Below are 26132 nucleotides of genomic sequence, written 5' to 3'. Positions count from 1 at the left end.
CCTCGCTGTGCCGATCATCCCCCGCGGCGACCTGCTGCTGCCCGCCGAGCCCGGGCTGCGCGCCCTGGCCCGCGAGCTGTACGCGCTCGCCGCCGAGCAGCCGCTCATCTCCCCGCACGGGCACGTCGACCCCGGGCTGCTGGCCGAGGACCAGCCGTTCCCCGACCCGGCCCGGCTGCTCATCGTGCCCGACCACTACCTGACCCGGATGCTGCTCAGCCAGGGCGTACCCCCGGCCGACCTGGGCGTGCCGAGCGTCGACGGCAGCCCGGTGGAGACCGACGGGCGGACCATCTGGCGGCGCTTCGCCGCGCACTGGCACCTGTTCCGCGGCACCCCGTCGCGACTGTGGCTGGAGCAGACGTTCCGGCACGTGTTCGGCGTCGACACGCCGCTGAGCCCGGCCACCGCCGACGCCGTCTACGACGCGCTCGCCGCGCGCCTGGCCGAGCCGGGCTTCCGGCCCCGGGCGCTGTTCGAACGCTTCGGCATCGAGGTGCTCGCCACCACCGAGTCACCGCTGGACGACCTGGGCCGGCACGCCAAGCTCGCCGCCGACGGCTGGGGCGGGCCGGGCGGCCGGGTGGTCACCACGTTCCGCCCCGACGACGTGGTGGACATGGAGTTCGACAACTGGGCCGCGAACGTGGACCGGCTCGCCGAGGTCTCCGGCGAGGACACCGGCACGTACGCCGGATACCTCGCCGCGCTGCGGGCACGGCGGGAGGCGTTCGCCGCCGCCGGGGCCACCTCGTCCGACCACGGGCACCCCACCGCCCGTACCCTCGATCTCAGTCCCGCGCAGGCCGCGGCGCTGTACGACAAGGGCCGGCGCGGCCTGGCCGACGCCGCCGACGCCGAGGCGTTCCGGGCGCACATGCTGCTGGAGTTCGCCCGGATGTCGCTCGACGACGGCCTGGTCATGCAGCTGCACCCCGGCGCGGTCCGCAACCACAACCGCTGGCTGCACGCCCGGCACGGCCGCGACGTGGGCGGCGACGTGCCGCAGGCCACCGAGTACGTGCACGGCCTCGCGCCGCTGCTCGACGCGCACGGCAACGACCCCCGGCTCACAGTGGTGCTCTACACGCTCGACGAGGACACGTTCACCAGGGAACTCGCCCCGCTCGCCGGCGGGTACGCGGCGCTGCTCCTCGGCGCGCCCTGGTGGTTCCTGGACTCCCCCGAGGTGCTGCGCCGGTTCCGCGAGGCGGTCACCGAGACCGCGGGCTTCTACAACACCGCCGGGTTCGTCGACGACACCCGCGCGTTCTGTTCCATCCCGGTACGCCACGACGTGGCCCGCCGGGTCGACGCCGGATTCCTCGCCCGCCTCGTCGCCGAGCACCGGCTGACCGAGGACGAGGCCGCCGAGACCATCGTCGACCTGGCGTACCGGCTGCCGAAGCAGGTCTTCAAGTTCGGAGGTGGGCCCGCATGACCACAATCGTCGACGTCGAGGTGCACGACGTGCGCTTCCCCACCGCCGCCAGCGGCGACGGCTCGGACGCGATCAACAGGGGCGACTACTCGGCCACGTACGTGGAGCTGACGACCGACGGCGGGCCGACCGGCACCGGGTTCACGTTCACCAACGGCCGGGGCAACGAGATCACCTGCGCGGCGGTCCGCGCACTCGCCCACCACGTCCGGGGGCGCACCGTCGCCGAGATCGCCGCCGAACCCGTGGCGTTCTGGCGCTCGCTCACCGCCGACGTGCAACTGCGCTGGCTCGGCCCGGAGAAGGGCGTGATCCACATGGCCACCGGCGCGCTCGTCAACGCCGTGTGGGACCTGCGCGCCAAGCTCGCCGGCAAGCCGATGTGGCGGTTCCTCGCCGAGGCGCCCACCGACGAACTGGTCGCGACAGTCGACTTCCACCACATCACCGACGCGCTCACCCCCGACGAGGCGGCGGCCATCCTGGACAAGGGACGCGACGGGCTCACCGACCGGCTCGCCGCGCTGGAACGCGACGGGTTCCCCTCGTACACCACGTCGGTGGGCTGGCTCGGCTACCCGGACGAGCAGGTGCGCGCGCTGACCCGCGACGCGTACGCGCAGGGGTGGCGCGCGATGAAGATGAAGGTCGGCGGGCGGATCGAGGACGACCTGCGGCGGGCCCGGATCATCCGGGCCGAGATCGGCCCGGACGCGCTGCTCATGATGGACGCCAACCAGGTGTGGGACGTGGACGAGGCGATCGCCGCGATGGGCGTGCTCGCCGAGGTCGACCCGTACTGGATCGAGGAGCCCACGCACGCCGACGACGTCCTGGGGCACGCCCGGATCGCCCGCGCGGTCACCGAGCTGACCGGCGGCCGCTGCCGGGTCGCCACCGGCGAGGTCGCCGCCAACAAGGTGATCTTCAAGCAGCTGCTCCAGGCCGAGGCGATCGGCGTCATGCAGGTCGACGCCTGCCGGGTCGGCGGGGTGGACGAGGTGCTCGCCGAACTGCTGCTGGCCGCGAAGTTCGGCGTGCCGGTGTGCCCGCACGCCGGCGGCGTCGGCCTGTGCGAGTACGTGCAGCACCTCGCGATCTTCGACTACCTGCGGGTCGGCACGAGCCTGGACGGCCGGATGGTCGAGTACGTCGACCACCTGCACGAACACTTCACCGACCCGGTCCGCACCCGGGGCGGGCGCTACCTGCTGCCCACAGCGCCCGGCTACAGCGCCACCATGCGCCCGGAGTCGATCGCGGAGTTCCGCTTCCCGGAGGGACCGGCATGGCGCTGACCCCCGACCGGCTCGGCCTGGCCACGCTGCGCCACCTGCCGCCGGAGTCCCGGCCGCTGGTGCGCCCCGGCACCGTGCCGGCCGGCATCGTCCACCTCGGTCTCGGCGCGTTCCACCGCGCCCACCAGGCCGTGCACACCGAGGCGGCGGTCGGCGCGGCCGGCGGCGACTGGGGCATCATCGGCGTCGCGCCGCGCAGCACCGACGTGGTCGAGGCCCTCGACGCGCAGGACTGCCTGTTCAGCGTCACCACGCTCGCCGCCGAAGGCGCGGCCACGCGGGTGGTCGGCGCGCTCGCCGGGGTACGGCACGCCGCGAGCGACCCGGACGCGGTGGTCGGTTTGCTCGCCGACCCGGCGATCCGGGTGGTCACGCTGACGGTGACCGAGAAGGCGTACCGGCTGGACCCGGTGACCGCCGCGCTGACAGTGGACGCGGACCTGACCGCCGACCTGACCACCGGCCGTCCCCCGCGTACCGTGCCGGGTCTGCTGGTCCGCGGGCTGCTCGCCCGCGCCGCCGCCGACGCCGGGCCGATCGCGCTCGTGAGCTGCGACAACCTGCCCGCCAACGGGCGGCGGCTGCGCGGTCTGGTCGAGCAGTGCCTCGCGCTGGCCCGGGTGCCGGACGCGACAGCCGAGCGGGTGCTGGCGGCGGTCACCTGCCCCGGCACCATGGTCGACCGGATCGTGCCGGCCAGCACCGACGAGACCCGGGACGCCGCCCGGCAGGCGCTGGGCGTGACCGACCTCGCGGCGGTCGCCGCCGAACCGTGGTCGCAGTGGGTGATCGAGGACGACTTCCCCGGCGGCCGCCCGGCCTGGGAACGCTCCGGCGCGATCCTCACCGGCGACGCCGGCCCGTGGGAGCGGCTGAAACTGCGGGCGCTCAACGGCGTGCACTCCGCCACCGCGTACCTCGGTGCGCTCGCCGGCGCGGAGACGGTGGCCGAGGCGCTGACGCTGCCGCACCTGGACGCGGTGCTGCGGCGGCTGCTCGCCGAGGAGATCGCGCCGAGCTTCACCCCACCGCCCGGCGCCGACGTGGCCGACTACGGCGAGCAGGTACTGGCCCGTTTCGGCAACCCGGCGATCCGGTACCGGACGACGCAGGTCGCCATGGACGGCTCGCAGAAGCTGCCGCAGCGGGTGCTGCACACCGTCGCCGACCTGCGGGCCGCGGGCCGGTCGGCGCGGTGGAGCGCGCTCGTGGTGGCCGCGTGGCTGCGGTTCCTGCTCGGGTACGCCGACGACGGGCGGCCGCTGCCGCTGGACGACCCGCTCGCGGACCGGCTGCGCGCCGCGCTGGCCGCCGGAGCGCACACCCCGGCCGGGGTGGTGGACGCGGTCTTCGCACTGCGCGAGGTGTTCCCCGCCGACCTGGCCGCCGACGACGAGTTCCGCGCCGACGTGACCGGCTGGCTCACCGCGCTGGAACGCCACGGCGTCCGAGCCACGCTGGCAGGTGCCCGGTGACCGGCGGGTGGGCGGCGACCCGCCGGGGGTCGCCGGTGAGCGGCAACGACCCGCCGCGGGTGGCGCTGATCGGGGCGAACGGGCACGGCCGCTGGCACCGCCGGGCCATCGCCGAACTGCACGCGGCCGGGCGTGCGCGCCTTGTCGCGCTGGTCGACGTGCGCCCGCTGGAGCACGAACCGGAGGCTCCGGTCCCACCGGAGACCGGCGTGTTCACCGACCACCGGGACATGCTCGCCGAGTCCCGGCCCGACGTGGTGGTGATCTGCACACCGCCGCACACCCACCTGCCGATCGCGCTCGACGTACTCGCCGCCGGGGCGGACCTGCTGCTGGAGAAGCCGCCGGTGCTCGACCTGGCCGGACACCGGACACTCGCCGAAGCCGCCGCCGCGGCCGGCCGGGCCGTGCAGGTCAACTTCCAGGCGCTCGGCTCGGCCGCGCTGACCGAACTGACCGGCGCGCTCGGACGGCTCGGTCCGGTCACCGGCATCGCCACGCTCGCCGCCTGGCAACGCCCGGACGCCTACTACGCCCGCTCCCCCTGGGCCGGGCGACTGTCGGTCGACGGCCGCCCGGCGCTGGACGGCGCACTCGCCAACCCGCTCGCCCACGCGCTGATGCAGTGCCTCGCCGTCGCCGAATCGGTCACCGGCGCGCCGGTCCACCCGGCCCGGATCGAAGTGGAGCGCTACCGCGTCCGCCCGATCGAGGTGGACGACACCAGTGTGCTGCGGCTGACCCCGCACGCCGGGCCGCCGGTGCTGGCCGCGCTCACCCTCGCCGCCGAGGAACACGTCCCCGGGGAGGTGCTGGTCACCGGCGAGCGGGGCCGGGCGGTGCTGGAGTACCCGACCGACCGGCTGCGGCTACCCGGCGACGACGCGCCACGCCCGGTGCCCGGCCGCCGCGGGCTGCTGGCGAACCTGCTCGACCACCGCACCGACGGCACGCCGCTGATCGCGCCGCTGGCGCGCACCGAGCCGTTCACCGCGGTGCTGGACGCGCTGCGGGACGCACCCGTTCCGACGCTGCTCGACGGGGACCTGGTGCGCGAGGCGGGCGACGGCCCGCAGCGGGTGCGGATGGTGCGGGGCGTCGGCGCGGTGCTGCGGACCGCCGCGGAGACCGGTGCGCTGCCGTCGGAGGCGGGCGTGCCGTGGGCGGTCAAGCCCTATGTGGTGGATCTACCCGTGCAGTGAATGTCCCTCCAGGAGAACGGAAACGAGTCATGCGTACCCGAACCGCAGCCGTCGCGGCGCTGGCCGCCGCGCTCGTCCTCACCACCGCCGCGCCCGCGCCGGCCGCACCTGGTAAGCCGTCCCGGGCCGCCGAGCTGATCGGCCGCCAGACCCTCCCGGCGAACGACGGCTGGGCCGCCGCGGGCACCGGCACCACCGGCGGGTCGGCCGCCGCGCCGGACCGGGTACACGTCGTGCGTACCCGCGCCGAGCTGGTCGCCGCGCTCGGCGGCGACAACGCCACGAACGCCGCCGACGCCACCCCCAAGATCGTGTACGTGGCCGGGACAGTCGACGGTTTCGAAGGACCGGACGGCACCCTGCTGGACTGCGCCGACCTGGCCGACCCGGAGTACTCGCTGCCCGCCTACCTGGCCGCGTACGACCCGGCGACCTGGGGCCGGGTCAACCCGAGCGGACCGCTGGAGGCCGCCCGGGTGCGTTCGGTGGCCGAGCAGACCCGGCAGACGCAGATCAACGTCGGCTCGAACACCACTATCGTCGGGCTGCGCGGCGCGCGGCTCACCGGCCTGACGCTGATGATCGACCGGGTGGCCAACGTGATCGTGCGCAACATCGAGTTCGCCGACGCCCGGGACTGCTTCCCGGCCTGGTCCCCTGCCGACGGCGACACCGGCAACTGGAACTCCCAGTACGACCAGATCTCCGTGCGCCGCAGCGAGCACGTCTGGATCGACCACAACACGTTCACCGACGGCGACAACCCGGACAGCGCGCAGCCCGTCTACTTCGGCCGGCCCTGGCAGGTGCACGACGGCTCGGTGGACGTCACGCACACCGCCAGCCTGGTCACCGTGTCCTGGAACCGGTTCACCGGCCGGGACAAGGTGATGCTCATCGGCTCGTCGAACACGGTCGGCCCGGACGTGGGCCGGCTCAACGTCACCGTGCGGCACAACCTGTTCGACGGCACGCTGCAACGCCTGCCCCGGGTCCGGTTCGGCCAGGTCGACGTGCACGAGAACCACTACCGGCTCGGCGGGCCCGGCTTCGCGTACGCCCTCGGCGTCGGCGTGCAGTCCGCGCTGTACGCGGAGAACAACTTCTTCACGCTCACCGGCGACACCGGCCCCGCCGACCTGCTGTACGACTGGGGCGGCACCGCGCTCACCGAGCGGGGCAGCTGGGTCCGGCAGGGTGACCGCCTGCCCCGGCCGGTGGACCTGCGCGCCGCGTACAACGCCGCCCACGACCCCGACCTCGGCGGCGACGCCGGGTGGACGCCCACGCTGCGCGCCGCCCGGCCGCTGCCGGCCCCGCTGGTCCCGTTCGTCGTCGACGCCTGGGCCGGCGCCGGGCGGCTGCCGCTCTGACCTGCGCCCGAGCCCGCACGCGCACCAGCTCGACGCCGTCGGGGCAACCGCGACCGCTCGTCCCGGGCCGGCGTCCCCTCGGGGGGTCGCCGGCCCGCCGCGTTGCCGCCTCTGCCGGGCCGCCGGCTGACACGCCGCCCCCGATGCGCAATGATCACGTTTGACGGACACCGCCGCCGGGGGAATGAATCGGCGGCCACCGGGGACAACAGGGTGAGAATCAGGCGGTGACAGCGCGAGTGGGCGCCCAGGTCCGGGGACGGGCACGGGACGGAGGGCCGGACGTGACGGGTGGGACATCCGGCGACGTCGGCCCGGTCCTCACCATCGACCTGCCGGCCGACCCGGCCCGGCTCGCCGCCACCCGGGAACGGTTGCGCGGCTGGCTGCACGCCCGGGGCGTGAGTGAGTGGGACGTCGACACCGTCCTCATCGCCACCGGTGAGGCGTGCGCCAACGCCATCGAGCACGGCTACCGCTTCGCCCGGGAGGGCATCACCACGCTGCGGGCCGAGCTGCGCGGCGACCGGCTGGAGATCGAGGTACGCGACCGGGGCGGCTGGCGCGCGGCCGACGGCGACGACACCGGCGACCGCGGCCGGGGACGGCTGATCATGGCGCGGGTGATGGACGAGGCCACCATCGTCGGCACGCCGGAGGGCACCTGCGTACGCCTGGTCAAGCGCCTCACCGGCGACGTGAGCGGCCCGGCGGACGCCGGATCTAGCGAAGATCAGCTATAAGGGACGCATGGAGTTCCCCGCGTACCTCGCCACCATGCCGATGCACGCGATCACCGAGATCCACGGTGAGCCCGGCCTGCTGGCCCGGTTCCGGCTGGAGATCGAGGCGTTCGACGAGGCCGCCCGCGACCGGCTGACCGAGGCGCTCGACCTGGCTGCCGACCTGCACCGCGACGACCGCCGGGTACGCGAGCCGTACCTCAACCACCTGCTGCGGGTGGCGATCCGGCTGATGCACCACTACCAGGTGCGGGACGTGGACGTGATCGTCGCCGGGCTGCTGCACGACGCGGTCGAGGACCACCCCGCCGAACTCGCAGGGCTCGACACCGAGTCGGCAGCGGACGCCACGCCGGCGGCGCTCGACGCGCTGTCCGACCGGTTCGGCGCGCGGGTCGCCCGGCTGGTCGCGGCGGTCACCAACCCGGCGTACGACCCGGGGCGGGACCGCGACGAGCAGTACCGGGAGCACGTGGCGGCCAGCCTGGAACGGGAACCCTGGGCCCGCGTGATCAAGGTGTCCGACTTCACCGACAACGGCGTGGGCGTGATCCACACGGTCGGTCCGAAGGTGACCCGCGCCGCCACCAAGTACCGCCCGCTGGTGCCGGTCTTCCGCGACCTGGTCGCCCGGCCTGACACGCCGCTGTCGGCACCGGTCAAGCAGCACATCCTCGCCCAGCTGGACCTGGCCGAGGAGCGCTTCAGCGCCATCCTCGACCAGCCCGCCTGACCCCACCCGGTCCGGCGTGTCCCGCCCAGGCCGCCGACGCGACCCGCGCCCTCACCACCCGGCTCGCACTCACCCTCACCTTCGCCACTTCCCCGAACCGGCGCCCGGCCCACCACCACCCCGAGGTGGCCGCATCCCCACCCACCAGACCTCACCACCTCCCCGAACTGGCACCCGGCCCACCACCTCCCCGAAGTGGCACCCGGCCCACCACCACCCCGAGGTGGCGGCATTCCCACCCGCCAGACCCCACCACCTCCCCGAACTGGCGCCCGGCCCGCCACCACCGCGAAGTGGCGGCATCCCCCACCCACCAGGCCCGCCACTCCCCAGGCTGACGCCCGGCTCGCCACTACGGCGAAGTGGCGACAACCTCACCCAGCGGACCCCGCCACTCCCCGAACTGGCGACCGCGCAAGCCACCACCCCGAATTGGCTGCATCCCCACCGACCGGACCTCACCACCACCCCGAACTGGCGCCCGGCCCGCCACTACGGCGAAGTGGCGGCATCCCTCCCCACCGAACCCCACCACCTCCCCGAACTGGCGATCGGCCCACCACCTCCCCGAAGTGGCCGCATCCCCACCCACCAGACCCCCGCCACCACCCCGAACTGGCACCCGGCCCGCCATTACGGGGAAGTGGCCGCATCCCCACCCACCAGACCCCGCCAGCTCGCCGAGCTGGCGGCCATGCTCACCGCACGAGGTCGCCGCTTCGGGGAGGGGGCGGCGAAACGGCACCCGGTCAGCCGGTTGCGGGAGGCGGGGCGCCCACCCGCCCGCCGAGCACGGCGGCCACGCGGTCACGCAGGGCGCGCAGTCGGTCCGGGTCGTCGCGCAGGACCACCCGCAGCGTCTCGTGCCCACCGGCGGCGACCGCGCCGAGCACGTCCAGCAGCGTGCCGAGCTGGGCGGGCGGCTCGTCGGCGAGCAGGTCCGCCGCGTCGGTCACGACCAGCGTCAGCGGACCGGAGTCGAGGCGGTCTGCGAGCGCGTCGGCGAGGGCGTCCCAGTTGCGGCCGTACCAGCCGGGCAGCGCCAGTGACCCGGCCAGCGTCTCGTGCAGCCCGGCGCGGGTGCGGCTGGCCGCGCCGGAGACCGGCACCCCGTCCGGCTCGGGCGGCGCGCCGTCGTACACGAGCCAGGCCGGCGGCTGCGGGGACGCTGCGCCCATGATCCGTCCTTTCCCGACGGCGCCGACCGGGCGTAGCGGGCCCGGCCGGCGCCGAGCTGCTCAGAGCCGGTAGAAGTTGGCGTAGTGGTCGGGCGAGAACCAGGTCGCCCCGGTGCTCTTGTTGACCACGATCCGGTACGCGTCCCGGGAGGCGTTGCAGGCGCGCGGGTAGACGTCGTACTCGTAGTAGGTGGCGCCGGCGGGCAGCTGACCCTCGTAGTTGTAGAACCGGCCGCCGGCGAAGTTGCACTGGCCGCCGCTCCACGAGTACCAGCCACGGCTGGTCGGGAAGCTCTTCGCGGACCAGCCGGACCGCGCGGTGCGCGCGTCGGCGCAGCGGGACTGCGTGCAGGAGCCGTAGACGGCGGCCGCGGCGGGTTCGGCGAGGCGGGTGGAGACAGTGGACGGTGCGACGAGCGCCGCGGCGGCCACGGCGGTGACCAGGGCGGACGCGGCGAGGGCGCGGCGCACGCGGGTGACGGCGGCACGGAACGGGGTCAAGGGATCCTCCTTGAGCGAGCCGGCAGGGCATCGACCAACGTCGTTCGCTGGTCGCCGCTCAGTCTGTCGAGGATCCTGCCCGCGGTACAGCCCCGATCCGGCGACGGCGCCCCGAACCCCGGGTGAACACACGATGGCGGGTGCGGACGGACGACCCGAGCCGCCCGTCCGCACCCGCCGTGTGGGTCAGCGCGTGAACGCCTGGAACTCGGCGATCCGCACGTTCTGCGCCTGCGGGCTGGCGGTGGCGCAGTCGGTCGCCGCCCGCGGGTCGTCGTCCTGCTCACCGGCGTAGTCCGGCGCGCCCGTGCACTGGTTGGTCAGCACCTCGACGCGCAGGTGCGTGGCCTTGGTACGCGGAATGTCGAACGACCGCATGATCAGCTCGGGCGCCCGGGGACGCGGCGCCACAGCCGGGAACGCGTCCGGCCGGCTGGTGTAGACCGGGCGGAAGTCCGCCGCGTCCGCGCAGGTCACCGGCCCGGTCGCGGTGCACGCGAGGACCCGGAACTGCCGCACCGCGGAGTACCGGCTCTGGGTGCCGGCGTCCGCGTCACCGGCGACCGCCGGACGCAGCATGGCGCTGACCTGCACCCGGCGTACCTGCTGGACGTCGCCGGCCAGGTCGACTGTGACCTGCCGGCCGGCGACCGGCGCGCCCAGCGAGGCCCAGTTCGTGGCCTCGTCGTCGTCGGCGATCTGCGGCAGGTTGATCCCGTCGCCGGTGACCGCCGCACCCGCGGTTGCCGAGGCCAGGTTGGGTCGCAACGACACCGCCAGCGTCCGGTTCTGGCCCGCCTTGACCTTCACCGGGCCGATCCGAGTGTGGCCGTAGCCGGGTGCCCGCACCACGAACTCGTACGTGCCGGGCACCAGATCCACCCGGTCGGTGAGCGGGGTGGCCGCGTCGGTGTCCGCCACCGGCACCGCCCGGGCCTGGTAGCGCCCGACGAACAGCTGCGCGCCCGCCACCGGCCCGCGCTCGCCGACCGGGAGGAACCGCAGCGAGCCCTCCCGCGCGTACGGCGAGGTGAAGCCCGGCGTGGGGTCGGCGTCGGTGTGGCCGACGCTGGCCGCGGTCTCGCCGAGGCCGCGCCCGGCGAACGCGTTCCAGAGCAGGTCCTGGTTGGCGCCGCCGAAGCGGATCCGGTCGGCGGCGAGCATCGCGTCCCGGGCGTCGACCATGCTGACCTGGCTGACCGACATCAGCAGGAACGAGTCGAAGACCAGTTGGATCCAGCGCCGGTTACCCGGGCAGGCGGTCACGTCGCGGGCGCCGGTGGCGCACGCCTTCTGCACGGCCGGGGTGCCGCTGCCCCACCGGCGCATCATGGCCGCGCGGATGTCGGTGTTGGTGGCGCTCCACACCTCACCGGAGGCGTGCACCTGGAGGCCGACGAAGTCGTAGTCGACCGAGCTGTAGTTGAGCGGGCTGTCACTCATGTTGTAGTTGCGGATACCCGCGTTCGGGTCCTGGGTGGTGTACTCGCCGATGGTGAACCCGCGCCGGCCGGGCGCGGCGTATCCGTGCTCGAACAGGTACTCCATGGCGAGCTGGTCGGACCAGCTCTCGCTCATGCCCTGCGGCGAGCTGACCCCGGCGCTCGGGCCGGCGATCATGCGGTTGGTGACCGCGTGGCCGTACTCGTGGGCGATCACCGACATGTCGAAGTCGCCGTCGACGCACGGCGCGTAGAACGAGCCCGCCATGGGCTGCCACAGGTACATGTTGGTGGTCGGCGCGACGCCGTCCGGCGGGGTGATCTGGTTGGCGTTGTTGCGGGCCGCGAAGTTGGGCGGGCCGCCGCTGGCCCCGCCGGCCTGGGCGTTGCCCTGCTCGGGGTCGTTACCGAGCCCGCCGCGGCCGAGGTTGTCCTGCTGCATGTTCCAGGTCTCCTCGGTGAACCCGAGGTGATAGGTCCAGTCGTGCATCCGGTTGTGCATGGCGAACAGGTTCGCCCGCGCCGCGTCGATGTCGTTCGCCTGCGGCGACGTGAACACCTCCGGGTTGCAGCGCTGCTCCTGCCACTGGTTCGTCCACGGGTAGTCGTACCGGCGGTCCGGGCGGGGCGTCGCGGTCTCGGTGCCGACGCTGAACGGGTCGTTGCTGAACCAGTTCTGCACCGCGATCGCGTTGTTGCCCTTGGTCGTGGTGGTGGACTGGCCGGTGGCCGGGTCCACGTCCCACGCCGGGTGCCCGGGCACGCCCACCACCTCGGCGCAGCCGCGCGCCGGCACGGCGCACCACCGCTTGCGGGTGTCGACCGAGGACCTGTCGACCCGCGGCGAGTTCGGGAAGACCTCCCACGAGGGGTGGTCGGCGTCGTGGTCGATCAGGTCCTCACGGACCAGCACGGCGCTGTCGCGGGCGTCCACGTAGGTGGCGTAGGCGGCCGGGTCCGCGCCGGTGGTGTCCGCCCCGAGGACCACCTCCCACGCCGCGCGCGGCCCCCGGTCCGCGGTGGGCACCGCGACCAACGAGGTACGCACGACCTGCGCGTCGGAGCGGCCGGCGTCGGCGACGGCGGCCTTGCGGGCCTGCTCGGCGCTGATCGTGGCCGGGGCCGGCGTACCGGCGTCGCGGGCGAGCGAGGAGCTGACGTGCCACACCGCTCCGTCGCGTACGCCGATCGACAGCATGCCGTCGACGGCAGCCGGCAGGTCACCGAAGCGCTGCCGGAACAGGACGGTCGCGCCCTGCCCCATCGGCGCCACTGTGAGCAGTTCCAGCGCGGCGGCGCCCTCGGCGGTCAGGCCCAGCACGTCCCGGTTGGCGGCCACGTACGCGCGCGCGGCGGCGGCCGGGTCGGCGGGCAGGCCGGTGGCGAGGGGCTTGCCGGTCGACGTGAGCGTGGCGGGCGTACCGAAGTCGGTCCAGCGCACGCGCGCGCCGAGCGCGGCGGCCCGGTCCCGCTGCCGGTCGCTGGCGGCGACGCGGCCCTTGCGGTTGTCCTTGGCCTTGGTGTCGTGCCGGTCGCCCGGCAGGTGGTCGGGTGGCGCCTGGGTACGGGTCTGTTCCCGGGGTGCCGCCTGGCCGCCGCCAGCGGCGGTCAGAACCAGCCCGGCTGCGAGCAGCAGCGCGGTGGTCCCCGTCAACGCACGGGATGGTGTGCGCACGGTCCCTCCTGTCATCGTCGAACGGCGATGTCCGTTCCGCCATCCGACCAGGACGATCAACCGTCCGACACCATCCGAACATCCATAATTGTTGTTGCGTCGATTTCTCGGCGGCCCTCACGGCGCCCCTGGCCGAGCAGCTTCGAGACTCGCGTCTCACCAGACGAGACACGAATAGATCTTGGTACGAAACGGCCCCCATGAGGGCCCTTTCGTACCAAGATCTCCACAGCGTCAGCAGCTGCTAGGCGGGAGGCGGCTCAGCAGTCAGGCCGCTTTGAACACTGACTCCAGGTGCCACTCCAGGAACTCGGCCTTGGGACGGTCTCCACGTCGCTCTGGGATCGCGATAACGGACCCGGCCTTCGCGTAGAACTGGTCGCCGTTGCCGAACTCGCTTCGCAGGCGCGGACTCACCATCAGGCGGTACCTCGGGTCCACGCCCAGGTAGCCCTGATCGAAGAGGATGTGGACATCGGATCTGAGCAGCATGCCGTTGTCGATCCGATGCTCGCCACCCGCCGGCAGTGGCCGGATGTGCGCCGCCTGGAGCACCGGTTGCAACTTGTTGCCCGTGATCGCACAGCGGCGGCCGTACGCACCGAGCACCACCGCCTTGAACGACTTCTGGCCGAGACGCTGGGGAACGAGCCGTGGATCTCCGTAGATCGGGCCGGGGCGATGCCACGGCTCACGAAGGTCCAAATCGACCTCTCCACCCAGAAGGCGGTGAAGGGCAAGACCGAAGTAGTCCGCAGCGGCTGGATCAGCAAGGTCGTACGTCTTGCCCTGTACGACGTTCGGCGCGAAGCCAGGGGGCGGATCGACCGTCGAGCCGTCGGCGAAGAAGACGCTGTCACGAACGAAGATGCACCCGATCACCGGATCCTCCCCCGGCTCGATCGGCTGTTTCCGGTACCGCCCGACGCTACGCCTCATCTCGTCGAGGCTCGCGACGCCGTTGCCCTCGCCGAAGAGGTTCCACGCTTCCGAGATTTTCAACTGGGTGAAGCCGCTGAAGAAGCCACCGCCGACGACGCGATTGAACGCATCTTGTCGCTACCCCGACCGGCGTCACGAACCCGACCAGTCAAAGTTCGCGCATCCACGTCGTCGGGTCCGTTACGAAGACGCAAACAGCGGGTCTCGGTCAGTCCTCCACCGCACCAGACGCGGATAGGTGGCGGGGGTCAGGTCACGTTCTCTCTCCTGATCAAGCGTCGCCACTCTTCTCCTTGAGTTCGTCGTCCTCCCCGCGCCGACGCAGTGCCCACCCGCCGACCCGGCCGGAAAGCTTGCCCGTCGCCCATTTAGCCCGGTCGAAAGTGTCGTTACCGAGGCGCCTGGCGGCATCAACGCCGTCTGCTCCGGTCTCAAGCGCCTTGTCTCTCGCCTCCTTGGCCGCATCCGCCCATCGTCTCGCCTCCGACGACTGCCGAGCGCTCTCGATACCGAGTCGCCCATGGAAGTTGACGATGGCTGTCGAGACGTGGTTGCTCGACTTCACCACCGCCGGTGAGTCCATCGGGTTCAGCAAAACCTTGGCGTTCGCCCTGCCCGCGGCCGCTTCCATGCGGGCAAGGAGGCGCTCGGTGCACCGGGAGATGAGTTCGAGTCGGTTCTGCCGAGCATTCCTCAGCCCGACGCGATGCCCGTCCAACTCGTCCGGCGACGCGTCCAGCACCCGGTCGAGTTCGAGCACGGCGATCGCGTCCTGCAGTTGGAAGCAGCGGGCCAGGACGACAAGCCACTCCTGCGCCTTGGACTCCGCTTCCCTGGCTGCCCTGGCAAGCTCACCGATCGCGCTTTTACGCTCCAGCTTCTCCGCGAGCGCGTCGAGCTGACGCAACGCGTACGCCTGGGTTTCTGCGATCGTCGCCGGCGCGCCCTGCACCTTCGACCATGTGACTTCGTCGACTCGGCCGCGCTGCTCACGGATGGTCATGGACTCCTCGATGACGAAGCCCACGCCGATCATGCGGGCCAACACAGCGTCCTTCTGGGCACGGAGCACATCGTCGACCTTCTCGTCGATCGTGGCGAGATAGTCGGTGATCTCCTTCATGCTCTGTTGCATCGCAAGCTGCGCCATGAGCCCCGCCGCACCGGCCAGCAACGCCGGATTGCCTGCGACCGCCCCGGGCCCCTTCGAGATCTGAAGCCATTTCTGGATCGAGCCTGGATCTCCCACCATCGCGTGGCTGACCCCTGGGGTCTTGGTCGGCATCAGACCGAATTTGTGGACGAGCTGCGCTGACTCCTGGGTCAGCTGCACCCAACGACCGGAGTTGGCGGCGATCTCGGAACCAGCCTGAGTCGCTGCCGCCCCGACCTTGAGAACAGACCCGAGCCGAGGCAGCCCGAGGTTCTTCGACGGCAAGCCCTCGGAGACCAGGAAGCGTTCGACAGCCGTCGGATCTCCGATGACCGCCAGCCCGTCGCCGTCGCTGATCAGCTGAATCTCGTTACCCATTGTCGGCTCCTGACGGGTGGGAGGATGGAGAGCGACGCTGTCTACTCTGTTCGCTGTGTGGCCTTAAGAGGGCGCTATCAGATCAGCGACTCGCACCTTCTTGACCGACTCGAGGGGCGCCTCCGGTCGATCACGCGAAGACTCTAGCCGTCCCGTCGACGGGACGGGTGTACCCGTAAGTACCGATCTCCGCGACAGGCCGCTACCGAAGGCTCCCGCTTTCAGGTTCCGGACGCCGGCTCATGCCGGCGCGTCGAGGAAGGCGGCCACGGCCCGATGGAAGTCGTGTGGATTCTCGACCCACGGCAGGTGGCCGGATCCGGGGAGGCTGACCCGCTCACAATTGGGCAGCGCCTTCTCCAGCGAGTCGACGCCCCAGCGGGGACGGATGTCATCGGGGCCGTCGATGATCAGCACGGGCAGGTCGAGCGTCCGGCACCGCGCCGCGATCCCGGAGGTACGGAGTTCCCGCTTGACCTCGGCGTTGACGGCCCGGTTGCAGTCGCGGTTGATGCCCAGCCACGGCGTGGCCATGTCCTCGGCGTGCGTCATGGCGGCGTCCGGATCGGCGAAGTCGGCCGACCACTGCAGGACCGCCCGTTCCCGTTCCTCCGCCGGGGTGCGGTCCCGCCCGCCAAGCGCCTCCCACCGGCCCAGGTGCGGCCCGAGCCGCCGCCGGAGATTCCGTTCGTAATGCGGATGCCAGCCGCGTTCAGCGTCGATGCCGGTGCCGGAGACGTAGATCAGGTGGCTGACCCGCTCCGGGTGTTCGATCGCGTACCGCAGCGCCAGGTGCGCGCCCCACGAGTGGCCCAGCAGTGCCGTCCGCGGTCCGGCCAGGTGTTCGCGGACCGCGTCGAGGTCGGCGACGAAACGGCCGATCGTGTACGGGCCGCGCCGCTCGGAGCGCCCGCAACCACGCTGGTCCCACCGGATGACACGGGCGTGCCCGTCGAGCAGCCGGGCGACCGGGCCGAGGTAGTCCCAGATGCCCGGACCGCCGTGACAGAGCACCAGCGGCGCCCCGGCGCCGACCTGGTCGGCCCACAGGCGACAACCGTCTTCGGTACGCACGTCCGCAGTCATCGCCGACAGTATGGCGAGTCGGACGACGACCGGTGGGCCTGCTGGACTGACGCCGGTTACGGCTCCCTCATCCAGGTCTTCGGATCGGTCACGAAGACACCCTTGCCCTGCTGCCGCCGGATCACCCGCAACGCTTCGAGACGCGCATACGCCATCTGCACGGTGCCGTGACTCACGCCGTAGCGATCGCGCAGCGCAGCGATCGAGGGCAGCTTGTCCCCGGGCTTCAGCTTCTTTCCTCTGACGTCGGCGATCACATCGTCGGCGATGCGCCAGTAATCCGGCACTTCTCGCATGGCACTCCTCGCGTGGCGACCCGATTCGATCACACCGCGACGCGCCTAACAAGCAGCGTTGACTCATCTGCCATGTCTAGATAAGTTGATTCTGGGCCGATCCTCGCGTGGCAACGAGTTCGGCCCATCCCCCGGTCGGGGCGGGTGCGCGTACCCGTCCCGACCCTCCGGACTGCTCCGCCTCCGTACCGCCGATCCGGGCTGCGGTGGGCGGAGCGGGCGGGCCGGCCGCAGCCGGCGTGCGGACGGCCCGCCCTTCCACCGCACCTGTCCCCTGCTCCTGGAAGGACCGAAGTGACGCTGCATCGATCCGGCCGCCTCTACCTGAGCGGCCTGCCGGCCCGGCTGACCCCGCACGAGGTGCGCACGCACGCCTTCGACGCCCGCAGGCGCGGCGTCGACCCTGATCAGGTACGCGAGTTCCAGGCCCGGGTCGCCGACGAACTGGCCGAACTGCACCGCCGGGTACGCCTGCTCGCGCAGGAGAACGACAGGCTGAAGCGCGCCCTGCGGGACTGGCAGGCCATGCACGCCCGGGAGTGCCGCCCACCGAACGACGGCCACTGGTAGCGGTGCGCCCGCAACCCGGCGACCTGCTACGGGTCGACGGCCGCGCGTCGGTGCAGTTCGGCGGCGGTCGGGCGCTCACGTTCCGGGTCGTATCGGTCGGGCCCGAGGTGACGTATACCGGGTGGATCTGGCTGACCGGGTACGTGGTCAACAGTCGCGGCACCGCCACTGCGAAGCGGGAGATCTTCGTGCAGCTCGCCGGGCTGCGCCGAGCCGGCGAACCGTTGCCGCGCGATCAGTCCTGGGTGCCGGCGAACAGCGTCCAGGCGTCGATCTCGGTCGGCGCCAGCGGTCGCGCCGGCAGATAGGACGCCAGGTCGCGGAAGTCCGCCACGGCGTTGTGGACGCACACCGCGAGCGAGAAGTGCAGCAGTTCCCGCACCGCCTGCGCGTCGGGGGCCGTGACGTCGTCGAGCAGCGGGCTGCGGACATCCAGCGCGAACACCACGTGGCAGGCGCTCTGGTCGGCCTTCACGACGCAGTAGTAGCGCCCGGCCTCGGCCAGCCGGTTGCGGATGTTCGCCCAGGCCATCGCCCCGGAGATGTCCGGCACGTCGGCGCCGGCCACGCAGGCCATCCGGAACACCCAGCGGGCCGGGTCCTCCGGCGACACCGCGCCGTAGACCAGCACCAGGCCGCCGCGGTGGAACACGGCGAAGCCCTGCACGTCCGGGCTGAGGTGCAGGAAGTCCGGGGTCCAGACCCGGTCGTACTGCCGCTCCGCCAGGGACCGCAGGAAATTCACGGTCTGGCCGGCGGCCTGACGAGCGTCTACGCCCATGCGTTCTGGTCCTCCCCGAAGGATCGCGGAGCCTCACGCTACGAAGCGCTTCGATCACGGATCAAGGCGCGCCGATCGACTCTGGATGGTCGGTCCCGTGAACGGGACCGAAACAGCCCGAGTCCCACGGATAGGACTACGGGACGGCTCGTCCGATCGGTCAGCGCCCGCCCCTGGGCCGGGCGGAACCGCCGCGCGGCTGCGCGCGTACACCGGCCCGGGTTGTTAGCGTGGATCGCGGACCGCCACGGCGGTCCGGCCACCCCTCGCCCGACGGCCCGCGCGCGCCGGTGACGCTGCGGGACGCGGTGCTGCGATCCGGCATGGAGGGGGTGCGATGACCGCGGTGCCGGAAGGGCCCGCGCCGGGCGGCGGCCGGCCGAAGCCCGGCGCGCCGGTGGACAGCAGGCGGCGGCGGTGGGCCGGACGGGCGCGGGCGCTGGGCGAGGCGGCGCGCGTGCGGACCCGGCGCTTCTGGGACGGCGCGCAGCCGACGCTGCGGCAGCTCTGGTGGACCGAGGAGCCGGTGACGCCGGTGACCACAGTCGACCGGCGCGTCCCGGAGCCGCTCGCGGTGCCGGCGCAGGGCCAGGTGTACGTGTTCCTGGTCCGCGCCACCTACACCTGGTCGTCGGAGACGGCCCGGCCGGAGCTGTTCGGCTGGTACGTCGACTACTTCCAGCAGCAGGCCACGCAGCGCCTGCACCGGCTCGCGGTCCGGCACGCGGTGGAGGTGCCGCCGCACCGCCCGCGCGACCTGCACGCCGCGTTGACCGCGGCGCTCGCCGACGACGACCCGCCGCCCTGGACGTACGCGCGCGGCGAGGTGACGTTCGCCTGCGAGCCGGACGTCACGGTGCACCTGGACGAGCGGGTGCGCAAGCTGCTCCAGCCGTACTGGGAGCAGCGCATCGCGCTGGAGTGCGAGCGCGACCTGGCCCGCCGCCGCGCCGAGTACGCGGAGGAACGCGACCGCCGTGAACGGCCGACGGCGGCGCGAGCCGGGAAGGACGGCGAGCCGGCCGCCACGGCACCGCCGGCCGACGGGACCGGGCCGGCGGGCGCGGCACGGGACGCGCGAGGGATGCCCGGCGGGCCGGGGCGGGCGCGGCGTGGATCGCGGCCGGACGGACCGGTGGAGTCGTTCACCCCGCTGGAGCCGCTGCTCCCCCCGCCCGCGCCGCGCCCGGCCCCGGGACAGCGGCCCCGCCCGGGCGAGCCGGAGCCGCCCCAGGTCTGAGCCGGGACGGGCCCAGGTCTGAGCCGGGACGGTCAGCCCGGGACGGCGGCGTTCTCGGGGCGGGCGTTTCTGCCCGGGCGGCCTGCGCGGGCTGCTGCACGCCCAGCATCGCCCCGGCGACGACAGCGGTCGTGCGCAGCGCCGGCACGCGCCACCGGGCGGCGGTGGTCACTTTCCTACGCTCAGCCGACCAGGGCGGCGTAGCGGCCGCGCCGGTCCAGCAGTGCGTCGTGGGTGCCGGATTCGACGATGCGGCCGTGGTCGAGCACGGCGATACGGTCGGCGTCGCGAACAGTGGAGAGCCGGTGCGCGATGGTCACCACGGTGCGGCCCCTGGCCAGCTCGTCCAGCGCCCGCTGGACCGCGCGCTCGGTCTCGGTGTCCAGCGCGCTCGTCGCCTCGTCCAGCACCAGGATCCGCGGGTCGCGCAGCAGGGTCCGGGCGATCGCCAGGCGCTGCTGCTCGCCGCCGGAGAACCGGTGGCCGCGCGAGCCGACCATGGTGTCGTACCCGTCGGGCAGCGCGGTGACGAGGTCGTGGATGCGGGCGGCGCGGGCGGCGGCCTCGATCTCGGTGTCGGTGGCGTCCGGGCGCGCGTACCGGAGGTTGTCCCGCACGGTGCCGTGCAGCAGGTACGTCTCCTGGCTGACCACGCCCACGACGGCGGCCAGGTCGGCCGGGCGCAGGTCGCGCAGGTCGATCCCGTCGATCGTGATGCGGCCGGCGTCCGGGTCGTGCAGCCGGCTGATCAGCGCGGCGAGCGTGCTCTTGCCGGAGCCGGTCTCCCCCACCAGGGCGAGGCTGGTGCCGGCCGGGACGTCCAGGCTGACGCCGGCGAGGGCGGCGGTGTCGCTGCCCGGGTAGCTGAAGGTGACGTCCTCGACGCGCAGGTGGCCGCGGGCGGTGGCCGGATCGAGCGGGACCGGGCGGGCCGGCTCGGCGACCTCGACGGGCAGGTCGAGGTATTCGAAGATGCGGGCGAACAGCGCCAGCGACGCGGTGAGCGTGACGCCGACGTTGAGCAGGCCCATCAGCGGCCGGAACAGGTTGCCCTGGAGGGCGGTGAACGCGACGAGCGTGCCGATGGTGAGCGTGCCGGCGGTGCCGGGCAGGCCGGCGCTCAGGTAGATCACCGCGGGGATGGCGGCGAAGACGATGCTCATGGCGGCCATCCGCCAGCGGCCGGCCAGTTCCGAGCGCAGTTCCAGGTCGACCAGGCGGGCCGAGGAGGCGGTGAACCGGTCGACCAGGGCCGGGCCGGTGCCGAGCGTCTTGGCCAGCCGTACGCCGCTCACCGACAGCCCCTCCTCGATGGTCACTGTGAGGTCGGCCAGTTCGCGCTGGCGCTGGGCGGTGATCTCCCGGCGCAGCCGGGCGACCCGGCGGGTGAGCCAGAGCGCGGGCGGAAGCACGACCGCCGAGACGAGGGTGAGGCGCCAGCTCAGCGCCAGCATGGCGATGGTGGTGGCGACCACCGTGGTGAGGTTGGCGGCGATCGAGGTGGCGGTGGAGGTGACCACCGCCTGCATGCCGCCGATGTCGTTGGTGATGCGCGACTGGACCTCGCCGGTACGGGTGCGCACGAAGAAGCCGATCGACTGGCGCTGGAGGTGGGCGAAGACGTCGGCGCGCAGCCGGTGCATGACCTCCTGGCCGACGCGGGTGGAGATCCAGGTCTGGGCGACGCCGAGCACCGCGGTGACCGCAGCGACCGCGACCATGCCCGCGACCAGCCAGGCCAGCAGGGTCAGGTCACGCTCGGGCAGGGCCCTGTCGATCACGGTACGCAGCAGGAACGGCGTGGCCATCGCGATGATCGAGGACGCCACGATGATCGCCACCACTGTGGCGAGCGGGCCGCGGTGGGCGGTGAACAGGCCGCCGATCCGGCGCAGGGACACCTCGCGGGCCTGGGCCTTCTCGGCGGGGGAAACGGTCCGGCCGTCACGGCGGCCGTCGGGGATGCGATCCAACTGTGCTCCTCGTGCAGGGGACAATGCTGAGGTTACCTCAACATGAGGGAACAACACGAAAGCCTGTTACCGTATTCCCCGTGAACGGCAGCGACGAGAGCCTGGCCGAGACGTTCTGGGCGGTGACCCGCCGCCTGCGGCACCAGACCAAGGGCGCGCTGGAGCCGTGGGAGATCAGCCCCGGGCAGGCGCGGGCGCTGGGCGTGCTGATGCGTCACGGCGCGCTGCGGCCCGGCGCGCTCGCCGAGCACCTGCGCATCGCGCCGCGCTCGGCCACCGAGGTGGTCGACGGGTTGCAGGAGCGGGGCCTGGTCGAGCGACGGCCCGACCCGGGCGACAGGCGGGCCACGCTGGTCGCGCCCACCGCCGAGGGCGAGCGGGTGGGCACCGCGATCCGGCAGGCGCGGGCCACCGAGGCGGAACGGTTCTTCGGCGCGCTCGCACCGGACGACCGGGCCGAACTGACCCGCATCCTGCGCCTGCTGCGCGAGGACTGAACGAGGGCCGGGCACCTGGACCGGCGCGGAAGGCGGCCGTCGGCGCCAAGTCGGCCGGAAGACCGGCCGCCGGAAGCGTCAGCGCAGGCCGGCGGCGATCGCGTCGACCAGCAGCGCGCCGAGCGTACGGGCCATCACCGCGCGGGCCGCGTCGACGTCGAGCCCCATCGAGTCACGCATCATCGACCACGCCGACCAGGTGCCGGCCACGGTGAGCGCGTCGAGCAACTGCTCCCGGCCCGGCCCGGCGTGTGCCAGCTCCGCGCCGAACACCGACTCGATCTCCTGGCGTACCCGGGCGATGGCCGCCTCCCGGTTGCGCCGCAACTGCGGGGAGAACGGCTCCCGCAGCGCCGACGCACGGGCCGAGGGCGCCAGCACCTCCAGCAGCCGGGCGCGCTGGTCGCAGAACGCGGCGATCCGGGCGGTCAGCGGCAGTTCCGGCGACACGGGCTGCCAGAGCGTGGCCTGCCGCTCGCCGACCCGCCGTCCGGTCGCGGCGAACAGCGTCTCCATGTCCTTGAAGTTGGTCCAGAGCGTGCGCAGCGACACCCCGGCCCGCTCGGCGATCCGTTCCCCGGTGGGCCGCAGGTCACCGGAGTCGATCAGGGCCAGGTGCGCCTCCACGATCGCGGCCCGGGTCCGCTCGGCCCGCGCCGCCCGGCCGTCCACCCGCTCCGGCGGGTCGGTCTCCAGCTCGATCATGGGTACGGGCTCTCCTGTTGCTCGTCTGCCGGCGGCCACTCTACGTGCGTGCCGCCGGGCGACCGGCACCCGGCCGCCCGGCGGCAGCACGGCGGTCAGGACGTCGGAACGGCGTCCGCCGGCGGGTTCGTCGGCGGCTCGGTGAACTCGGTGATCGCGCCGTCGCCGTCGTCGGTGGTGTACGCGGGACCGAAGTACGCCTGCGCGCCGTTGCTCACCTTGGTCAGCCGGACACCGCCGTAGCCGGCGTGCACGCCCTCGGCGTACCGGAAGGGGGTCAGGCCCGGGCCGCGGAAGCCGCCCTTGCGCACGGCCTCGACCAGCTTCTCCCGGGTGGGGTCGGGCCCGGCGGCGAGCATCGCCTGGACGAACGTGTACGCCATCGAGTAGCCGTAGATGGCGTTACCGTCGACCGGGTTGCCCGCGTTGTACTTCTGGTGAATCTTGGTGAACTCCTGGATCCACGGGTTCGCGGTGTCGCCCACCATCGGCAGGTAGTTGTCGGCGATCATGCCTTCGAGGATCACCTTCTTGTCGCCGAGCTGGGCCGACAGCGTGGTGTAGTCCGCGCCCACGTTGGAGACCACCCACTGCGCCTTGAAGCCCTGCCCGGCGGCCTGGCCCATGGCGAGCGCGGTGAAGCCGGGGATGGTCGCCGAGATGACCACCTGGCAGCCGGCCGCGCGCAGCGCCCCGATCGCCGGGCCAACCTGCTGGTTCGTGGTGGTGTACGTCTGCTTCGCCGCGACCGGGCCGAGGACCTGCTCGACCCCGGCCAGCGAGTCCCGCCCGAAGTCGTCGTTCTGCCCGAAGTGGCAGACCTTCGCGCCGGGGAACTCCCGCTTGACGTAGCTGGCCAGGATCTTGCCCTCGACCGTGTAGTCGGGCTGCCAGCCGAACGTCGTCGGGTACTTGTCCGGCTGGTTCCAGTTGCGGCTGCCGGAGGAGACGAACAAGTCCGGCACCTTCTGCGTCTTGACGAACTCCAGCACGTTCGTGTGCGTCGGCGTGCCGAGGCCGCCGAGCAGCGCGAAGACCTTGTCGTCGAGCACCAGCTTGCGGACCACGTTCTCGGTGTTGGCGGGGTTGTAGCCGTCGTCCATGACCTTGTAGACGATCTTCCGGCCGTGCACGCCGCCCTTGCTGTTGACGTGCTCGAAGTACGCCTTGGTGGCGGCGGAGATCTTCGAGTAGCCGGGCGCGGCCGGTCCGGTGAGCGGTTGGTGGGTGCCGATGACGACCTCGGAGTCGCTGACGCCGGGGACGTTCTCGGCGGCCTGCTTCTCGTCGTCGGCGCAGGCCGGCAACGCGGCCAGCAGGGCCAGGCCGGCGGCGGCCGCGAGAACGCGGCGGGTGGTGGGGCGCATGGTTCTCCATTCCGGTGCGACGGTGCGAACGGTGGGTGGAACCGGTGAGGTCAGCGGTCCGGCGACCGGCGGGTGGCGGGACGACGGCGGACGGCCCTGGGCAGGCGGGCGCCGACGGCACGCACCCCGCCCTGCAGGCCGCCCGGGGCGGCGAGCATGACGACGATGAGGATCAGGCCGAACACGGCGAGCGCGAGGTTGCCCTCCAGCCGCTGGGCCAGCCCGGCGGAGAGGCTGAGGTGTTCGGTGAGCAGGCCGGGCAGGTCCTGGAGCGCGACCAGCAGCACCGCTCCCCAGACCGCGCCGGCCAGGCTGCCCAGCCCGCCGATCACGATCGCCATGAGCAGGAACAGCGACAGGTCCAGCGGGAACTTGCCGGGTGCGACAGTGGCGGTGAGCATGGCGTACACGCCGCCGCCGAGGCCCGCGCAGGCGGCGCTCACCACGAACGCGAGCACCTGCGTGCGGGCCACCGGGATGCCGGCGAGCCGGGCCGCGACCTCGTCGTCGCGGACCGCCCGCAGCGACCGGCCGAAGCGGCTGCGCACCAGGTTGGCCAGCAGCAGCATGGTGAGCAGCGCGGCGCCCAGCGCGATCCAGGCGAGCCAGCGTTCCGGCTGGAAGTAGGCGCCGAGCGCCGCCGGTGGCGTCTGCGCCGGGAACCGCAGCCCCTGCTCGCCGTTGAACACGCCGGTGAAGATCGTGGTGACCGCCGGGACGAGCGTCGCCACCGCGAGCGTCACGCCGGCCAGGTAGGGGCCGCGCAGCCGGGCCGCCGCCAGCCCGACGACAAGCCCGCCGAGCGCTGTCACCGCGACGGCGACGAGCAGTGACGCGGGCAGCGTCCACCAGCCGCGTACGGCCCGCTCGTCGAGGGCCTGCTGGGTCAGCGCCACGGTGTACGCGCCGGTGGCCATCAGCGCGCCGTGCCCGAGCGAGAGCTGGCCGTTGAGTCCGACCAGGACGGTGTGCCCGGCGGTGACGCAGAGGAACGCGCAGACGCGCGCCACCTGGAGGTTCTGGTACGGCGCGAGCTGGTTGGTCACCAGCACGACGAGCGTGCCGGCGAACACGGCCACGGCCAGGTGGCGCAGCAGCGTGGAGCCGCGCGCCTCGCGTCCGGCGGGGGCGCCGGGAAGCAGCCGCCGCAGCGGGGACGGCGCGGCGGGCGCGATCTCGGTGGGGGTGCTCGTCACACGTGCCTCGCTCTCGCCGCGGAGAAGAGTCCGCCGGGGCGGACCAGCAGGACGGACAGCAGCAGCACCAGGACGGCCAGCGGGGTGGTGTCCGGTCCCAGGTAGCCGGTGACGTAGGACAGGATCAGGCCGACCAGCAGGCCGCCGACCACCGCGCCCACAGGGCTGTCCAGGCCGCCGACCACGGCGGCGGTGAACGCGACCACGAAGACCAGGTCCATGGCGTGCGAGTGCAGGCCGAGTCCGGTGGGGACGACGAGCATCCCGGCGAGCGCGCCGACCCCGGCGGCGAGCGCCCAGCCCAGCGTGAGCATCCGGCCGACGCTGACGCCGAGCAGCCGGGACACCTCTGGCGCGAAGGCGGCGGCCCGCATCCGCAGGCCCACGGGGGTACGGGTGAACAGCAGCGCGAGCAGCGCCACCACAGTCAGCGCCGCGCCGAGCACCCACAGGTCGTACGGGGACAGCGCGGCCACCCCGCCGATGGTGAGCGCGTCGGTGTCGAACGGCGCCGGTGCGGGCCGGTAGTCGTTGCCGAAGACCATGCCGAGCACCGCCTGGATGACCAGCACCAGCCCGAGCGCGACGATCACCTGGTTGAGCGGGCCGCCGGGGCCGGCGAACCGCATCAGCACCCGCTCCACGAGCGCGCCCAGGGCCAGCCCGGACAGGATCGCGGCGGCCAGGCCCAGCCAGTACGAGCCGGTGGCGGAGACGACCGCGTACCCGACGTAGGCGGTGGCCACGGCCATCGCACCCTGGGCGAAGTTGACCACCCGGGCGGCCCGCCAGATGAGTACGAGCGCGAGCGCGAACGCCGCGTAGACCGCCCCGGCGGCGAGCCCGTCGAAGGTGAGGAACCAGAACCGCTCCATCCGCGACCCCTT

At 73.0% G+C, this 26132-nt stretch carries 23 protein-coding genes; 10 read left to right on the top strand and 13 right to left on the bottom strand.

What is annotated here, in order from left to right; translation table 11 throughout:
* Positions 1–7: 7 nt before the first annotated feature.
* The 7 genes from uxaC (at position 8) to IF06_RS0102270 (ending at position 8265) form a co-directional block, all read left to right on the top strand.
* Positions 8–1441 (top strand): glucuronate isomerase, encoded by a 1434-nt coding sequence (gene uxaC, locus IF06_RS0102300; protein ID WP_030268623.1) that lies wholly within the window; start codon positions 8–10, stop codon positions 1439–1441.
* A complete protein-coding gene (locus tag IF06_RS0102295) occupies positions 1438–2739 on the top strand; it encodes an enolase C-terminal domain-like protein (RefSeq protein ID WP_013286700.1) in 1302 nt (433 codons plus the stop codon). Before uxaC ends, IF06_RS0102295 begins: the two co-directional genes overlap by 4 nt.
* Positions 2730–4214: a mannitol dehydrogenase family protein gene (locus IF06_RS0102290; protein WP_030268621.1), complete on the top strand. Its 1485-nt coding sequence runs from the start codon at positions 2730–2732 to the stop codon at positions 4212–4214. The genes IF06_RS0102295 and IF06_RS0102290 overlap by 10 nt, the downstream gene beginning before the upstream one ends.
* A gap of 35 nt (positions 4215–4249) precedes the next feature.
* Positions 4250–5416, top strand: coding sequence for a Gfo/Idh/MocA family protein (locus IF06_RS0102285; RefSeq protein ID WP_030268619.1), 1167 nt, complete (start codon positions 4250–4252; stop codon positions 5414–5416).
* A gap of 29 nt (positions 5417–5445) precedes the next feature.
* Positions 5446–6789 carry a pectate lyase family protein gene (locus tag IF06_RS0102280; protein WP_030268617.1) on the top strand — a complete coding sequence of 448 codons (1344 nt, stop codon included), beginning with the start codon at positions 5446–5448 and terminating at the stop codon, positions 6787–6789.
* Positions 6790–7073: 284 nt separating this feature from the next.
* The gene (locus tag IF06_RS0102275) at positions 7074–7532 is read left to right on the top strand and encodes an ATP-binding protein (protein ID WP_013476520.1); all 459 of its coding nucleotides are present in this window, start codon (positions 7074–7076) and stop codon (positions 7530–7532) included.
* A 7-nt stretch (positions 7533–7539) separates the two neighbouring features.
* Positions 7540–8265, top strand: a complete 726-nt coding sequence (locus IF06_RS0102270; RefSeq protein WP_030268615.1) for an HD domain-containing protein — start codon at positions 7540–7542, stop codon at positions 8263–8265.
* A 749-nt stretch (positions 8266–9014) separates the two neighbouring features.
* Here IF06_RS0102270 and IF06_RS0102265 read toward each other — a convergent pair.
* The 7 genes from IF06_RS0102265 to IF06_RS0102235 all read right to left on the bottom strand — a co-directional run bounded on the left by IF06_RS0102265 (position 9015) and on the right by IF06_RS0102235 (position 16916).
* The gene (locus tag IF06_RS0102265) at positions 9015–9443 is read right to left on the bottom strand and encodes a barstar family protein (protein ID WP_030268612.1); all 429 of its coding nucleotides are present in this window, start codon (positions 9441–9443) and stop codon (positions 9015–9017) included.
* Between the two features lie 60 nt (positions 9444–9503).
* Positions 9504–9944: a ribonuclease domain-containing protein gene (locus tag IF06_RS0102260; RefSeq protein ID WP_013286706.1), complete on the bottom strand. Its 441-nt coding sequence runs from the start codon at positions 9942–9944 to the stop codon at positions 9504–9506.
* Positions 9945–10130: 186 nt separating this feature from the next.
* Entirely contained in the window at positions 10131–13040 is a 2910-nt protein-coding gene (locus IF06_RS0102255; protein ID WP_232236594.1) for a M36 family metallopeptidase, read from the bottom strand.
* A gap of 288 nt (positions 13041–13328) precedes the next feature.
* On the bottom strand, positions 13329–14063 hold the full coding sequence (locus IF06_RS0102250) for an HNH endonuclease (protein WP_232236593.1): 735 nt from the start codon (positions 14061–14063) through the stop codon (positions 13329–13331).
* Between the two features lie 211 nt (positions 14064–14274).
* The gene (locus IF06_RS0102245; RefSeq protein ID WP_030268606.1) at positions 14275–15534 is read right to left on the bottom strand and encodes a hypothetical protein; all 1260 of its coding nucleotides are present in this window, start codon (positions 15532–15534) and stop codon (positions 14275–14277) included.
* Positions 15535–15774: 240 nt separating this feature from the next.
* Positions 15775–16620 (bottom strand): alpha/beta fold hydrolase, encoded by an 846-nt coding sequence (locus IF06_RS0102240; protein ID WP_030268604.1) that lies wholly within the window; start codon positions 16618–16620, stop codon positions 15775–15777.
* Between the two features lie 56 nt (positions 16621–16676).
* On the bottom strand, positions 16677–16916 hold the full coding sequence (locus IF06_RS0102235) for a winged helix-turn-helix domain-containing protein (protein WP_013286712.1): 240 nt from the start codon (positions 16914–16916) through the stop codon (positions 16677–16679).
* A 294-nt stretch (positions 16917–17210) separates the two neighbouring features.
* Between IF06_RS0102235 and IF06_RS0102230 the strand changes: the two genes are divergently transcribed.
* Positions 17211–17486 (top strand): DivIVA domain-containing protein, encoded by a 276-nt coding sequence (locus IF06_RS0102230; protein WP_013476513.1) that lies wholly within the window; start codon positions 17211–17213, stop codon positions 17484–17486.
* Positions 17487–17721: 235 nt separating this feature from the next.
* Here IF06_RS0102230 and IF06_RS0102225 read toward each other — a convergent pair whose 3' ends face one another.
* Positions 17722–18267, bottom strand: a complete 546-nt coding sequence (locus IF06_RS0102225; protein ID WP_030268602.1) for a hypothetical protein — start codon at positions 18265–18267, stop codon at positions 17722–17724.
* Positions 18268–18604: 337 nt separating this feature from the next.
* Here IF06_RS0102225 and IF06_RS0102220 point away from each other — a divergent pair, with 337 nt between their 5' ends.
* The gene (locus tag IF06_RS0102220) at positions 18605–19507 is read left to right on the top strand and encodes a hypothetical protein (protein WP_030268599.1); all 903 of its coding nucleotides are present in this window, start codon (positions 18605–18607) and stop codon (positions 19505–19507) included.
* Between the two features lie 182 nt (positions 19508–19689).
* On the opposite strand, the gene IF06_RS0102215 is transcribed toward IF06_RS0102220, so the two are convergent.
* On the bottom strand, positions 19690–21471 hold the full coding sequence (locus tag IF06_RS0102215) for an ABC transporter ATP-binding protein (protein WP_369752312.1): 1782 nt from the start codon (positions 21469–21471) through the stop codon (positions 19690–19692).
* An 89-nt stretch (positions 21472–21560) separates the two neighbouring features.
* On the opposite strand from IF06_RS0102215, the gene IF06_RS0102210 reads away from it, so the two are divergent.
* Positions 21561–21977 (top strand): MarR family winged helix-turn-helix transcriptional regulator, encoded by a 417-nt coding sequence (locus tag IF06_RS0102210; RefSeq protein ID WP_030268597.1) that lies wholly within the window; start codon positions 21561–21563, stop codon positions 21975–21977.
* 78 nt (positions 21978–22055) lie between these two features.
* Here IF06_RS0102210 and IF06_RS0102205 read toward each other — a convergent pair whose 3' ends face one another.
* The 4 genes from IF06_RS0102205 to IF06_RS0102190 all read right to left on the bottom strand — a co-directional run bounded on the left by IF06_RS0102205 (position 22056) and on the right by IF06_RS0102190 (position 26120).
* Entirely contained in the window at positions 22056–22682 is a 627-nt protein-coding gene (locus IF06_RS0102205; protein ID WP_013286719.1) for a TetR/AcrR family transcriptional regulator, read from the bottom strand.
* Positions 22683–22777: 95 nt separating this feature from the next.
* Positions 22778–24049 (bottom strand): ABC transporter substrate-binding protein, encoded by a 1272-nt coding sequence (locus IF06_RS0102200; protein WP_030268596.1) that lies wholly within the window; start codon positions 24047–24049, stop codon positions 22778–22780.
* Between the two features lie 50 nt (positions 24050–24099).
* Complete coding sequence (locus IF06_RS0102195; RefSeq protein WP_030268594.1) at positions 24100–25245, bottom strand: branched-chain amino acid ABC transporter permease; 1146 nt, start codon at positions 25243–25245, stop codon at positions 24100–24102.
* Positions 25242–26120 (bottom strand): branched-chain amino acid ABC transporter permease, encoded by an 879-nt coding sequence (locus IF06_RS0102190; RefSeq protein ID WP_013286722.1) that lies wholly within the window; start codon positions 26118–26120, stop codon positions 25242–25244. Before IF06_RS0102190 ends, IF06_RS0102195 begins: the two co-directional genes overlap by 4 nt.
* Positions 26121–26132 lie beyond the last annotated feature (12 nt).

Source organism: Micromonospora globosa (assembly GCF_000717585.1).
In the GTDB taxonomy this organism is placed as follows: Bacteria; Actinomycetota; Actinomycetes; order Mycobacteriales; family Micromonosporaceae; genus Micromonospora; species Micromonospora aurantiaca.
Note: the sequence above shows the minus strand (reverse complement) of the source record. Positions and strands in the feature narration are given on the sequence as shown.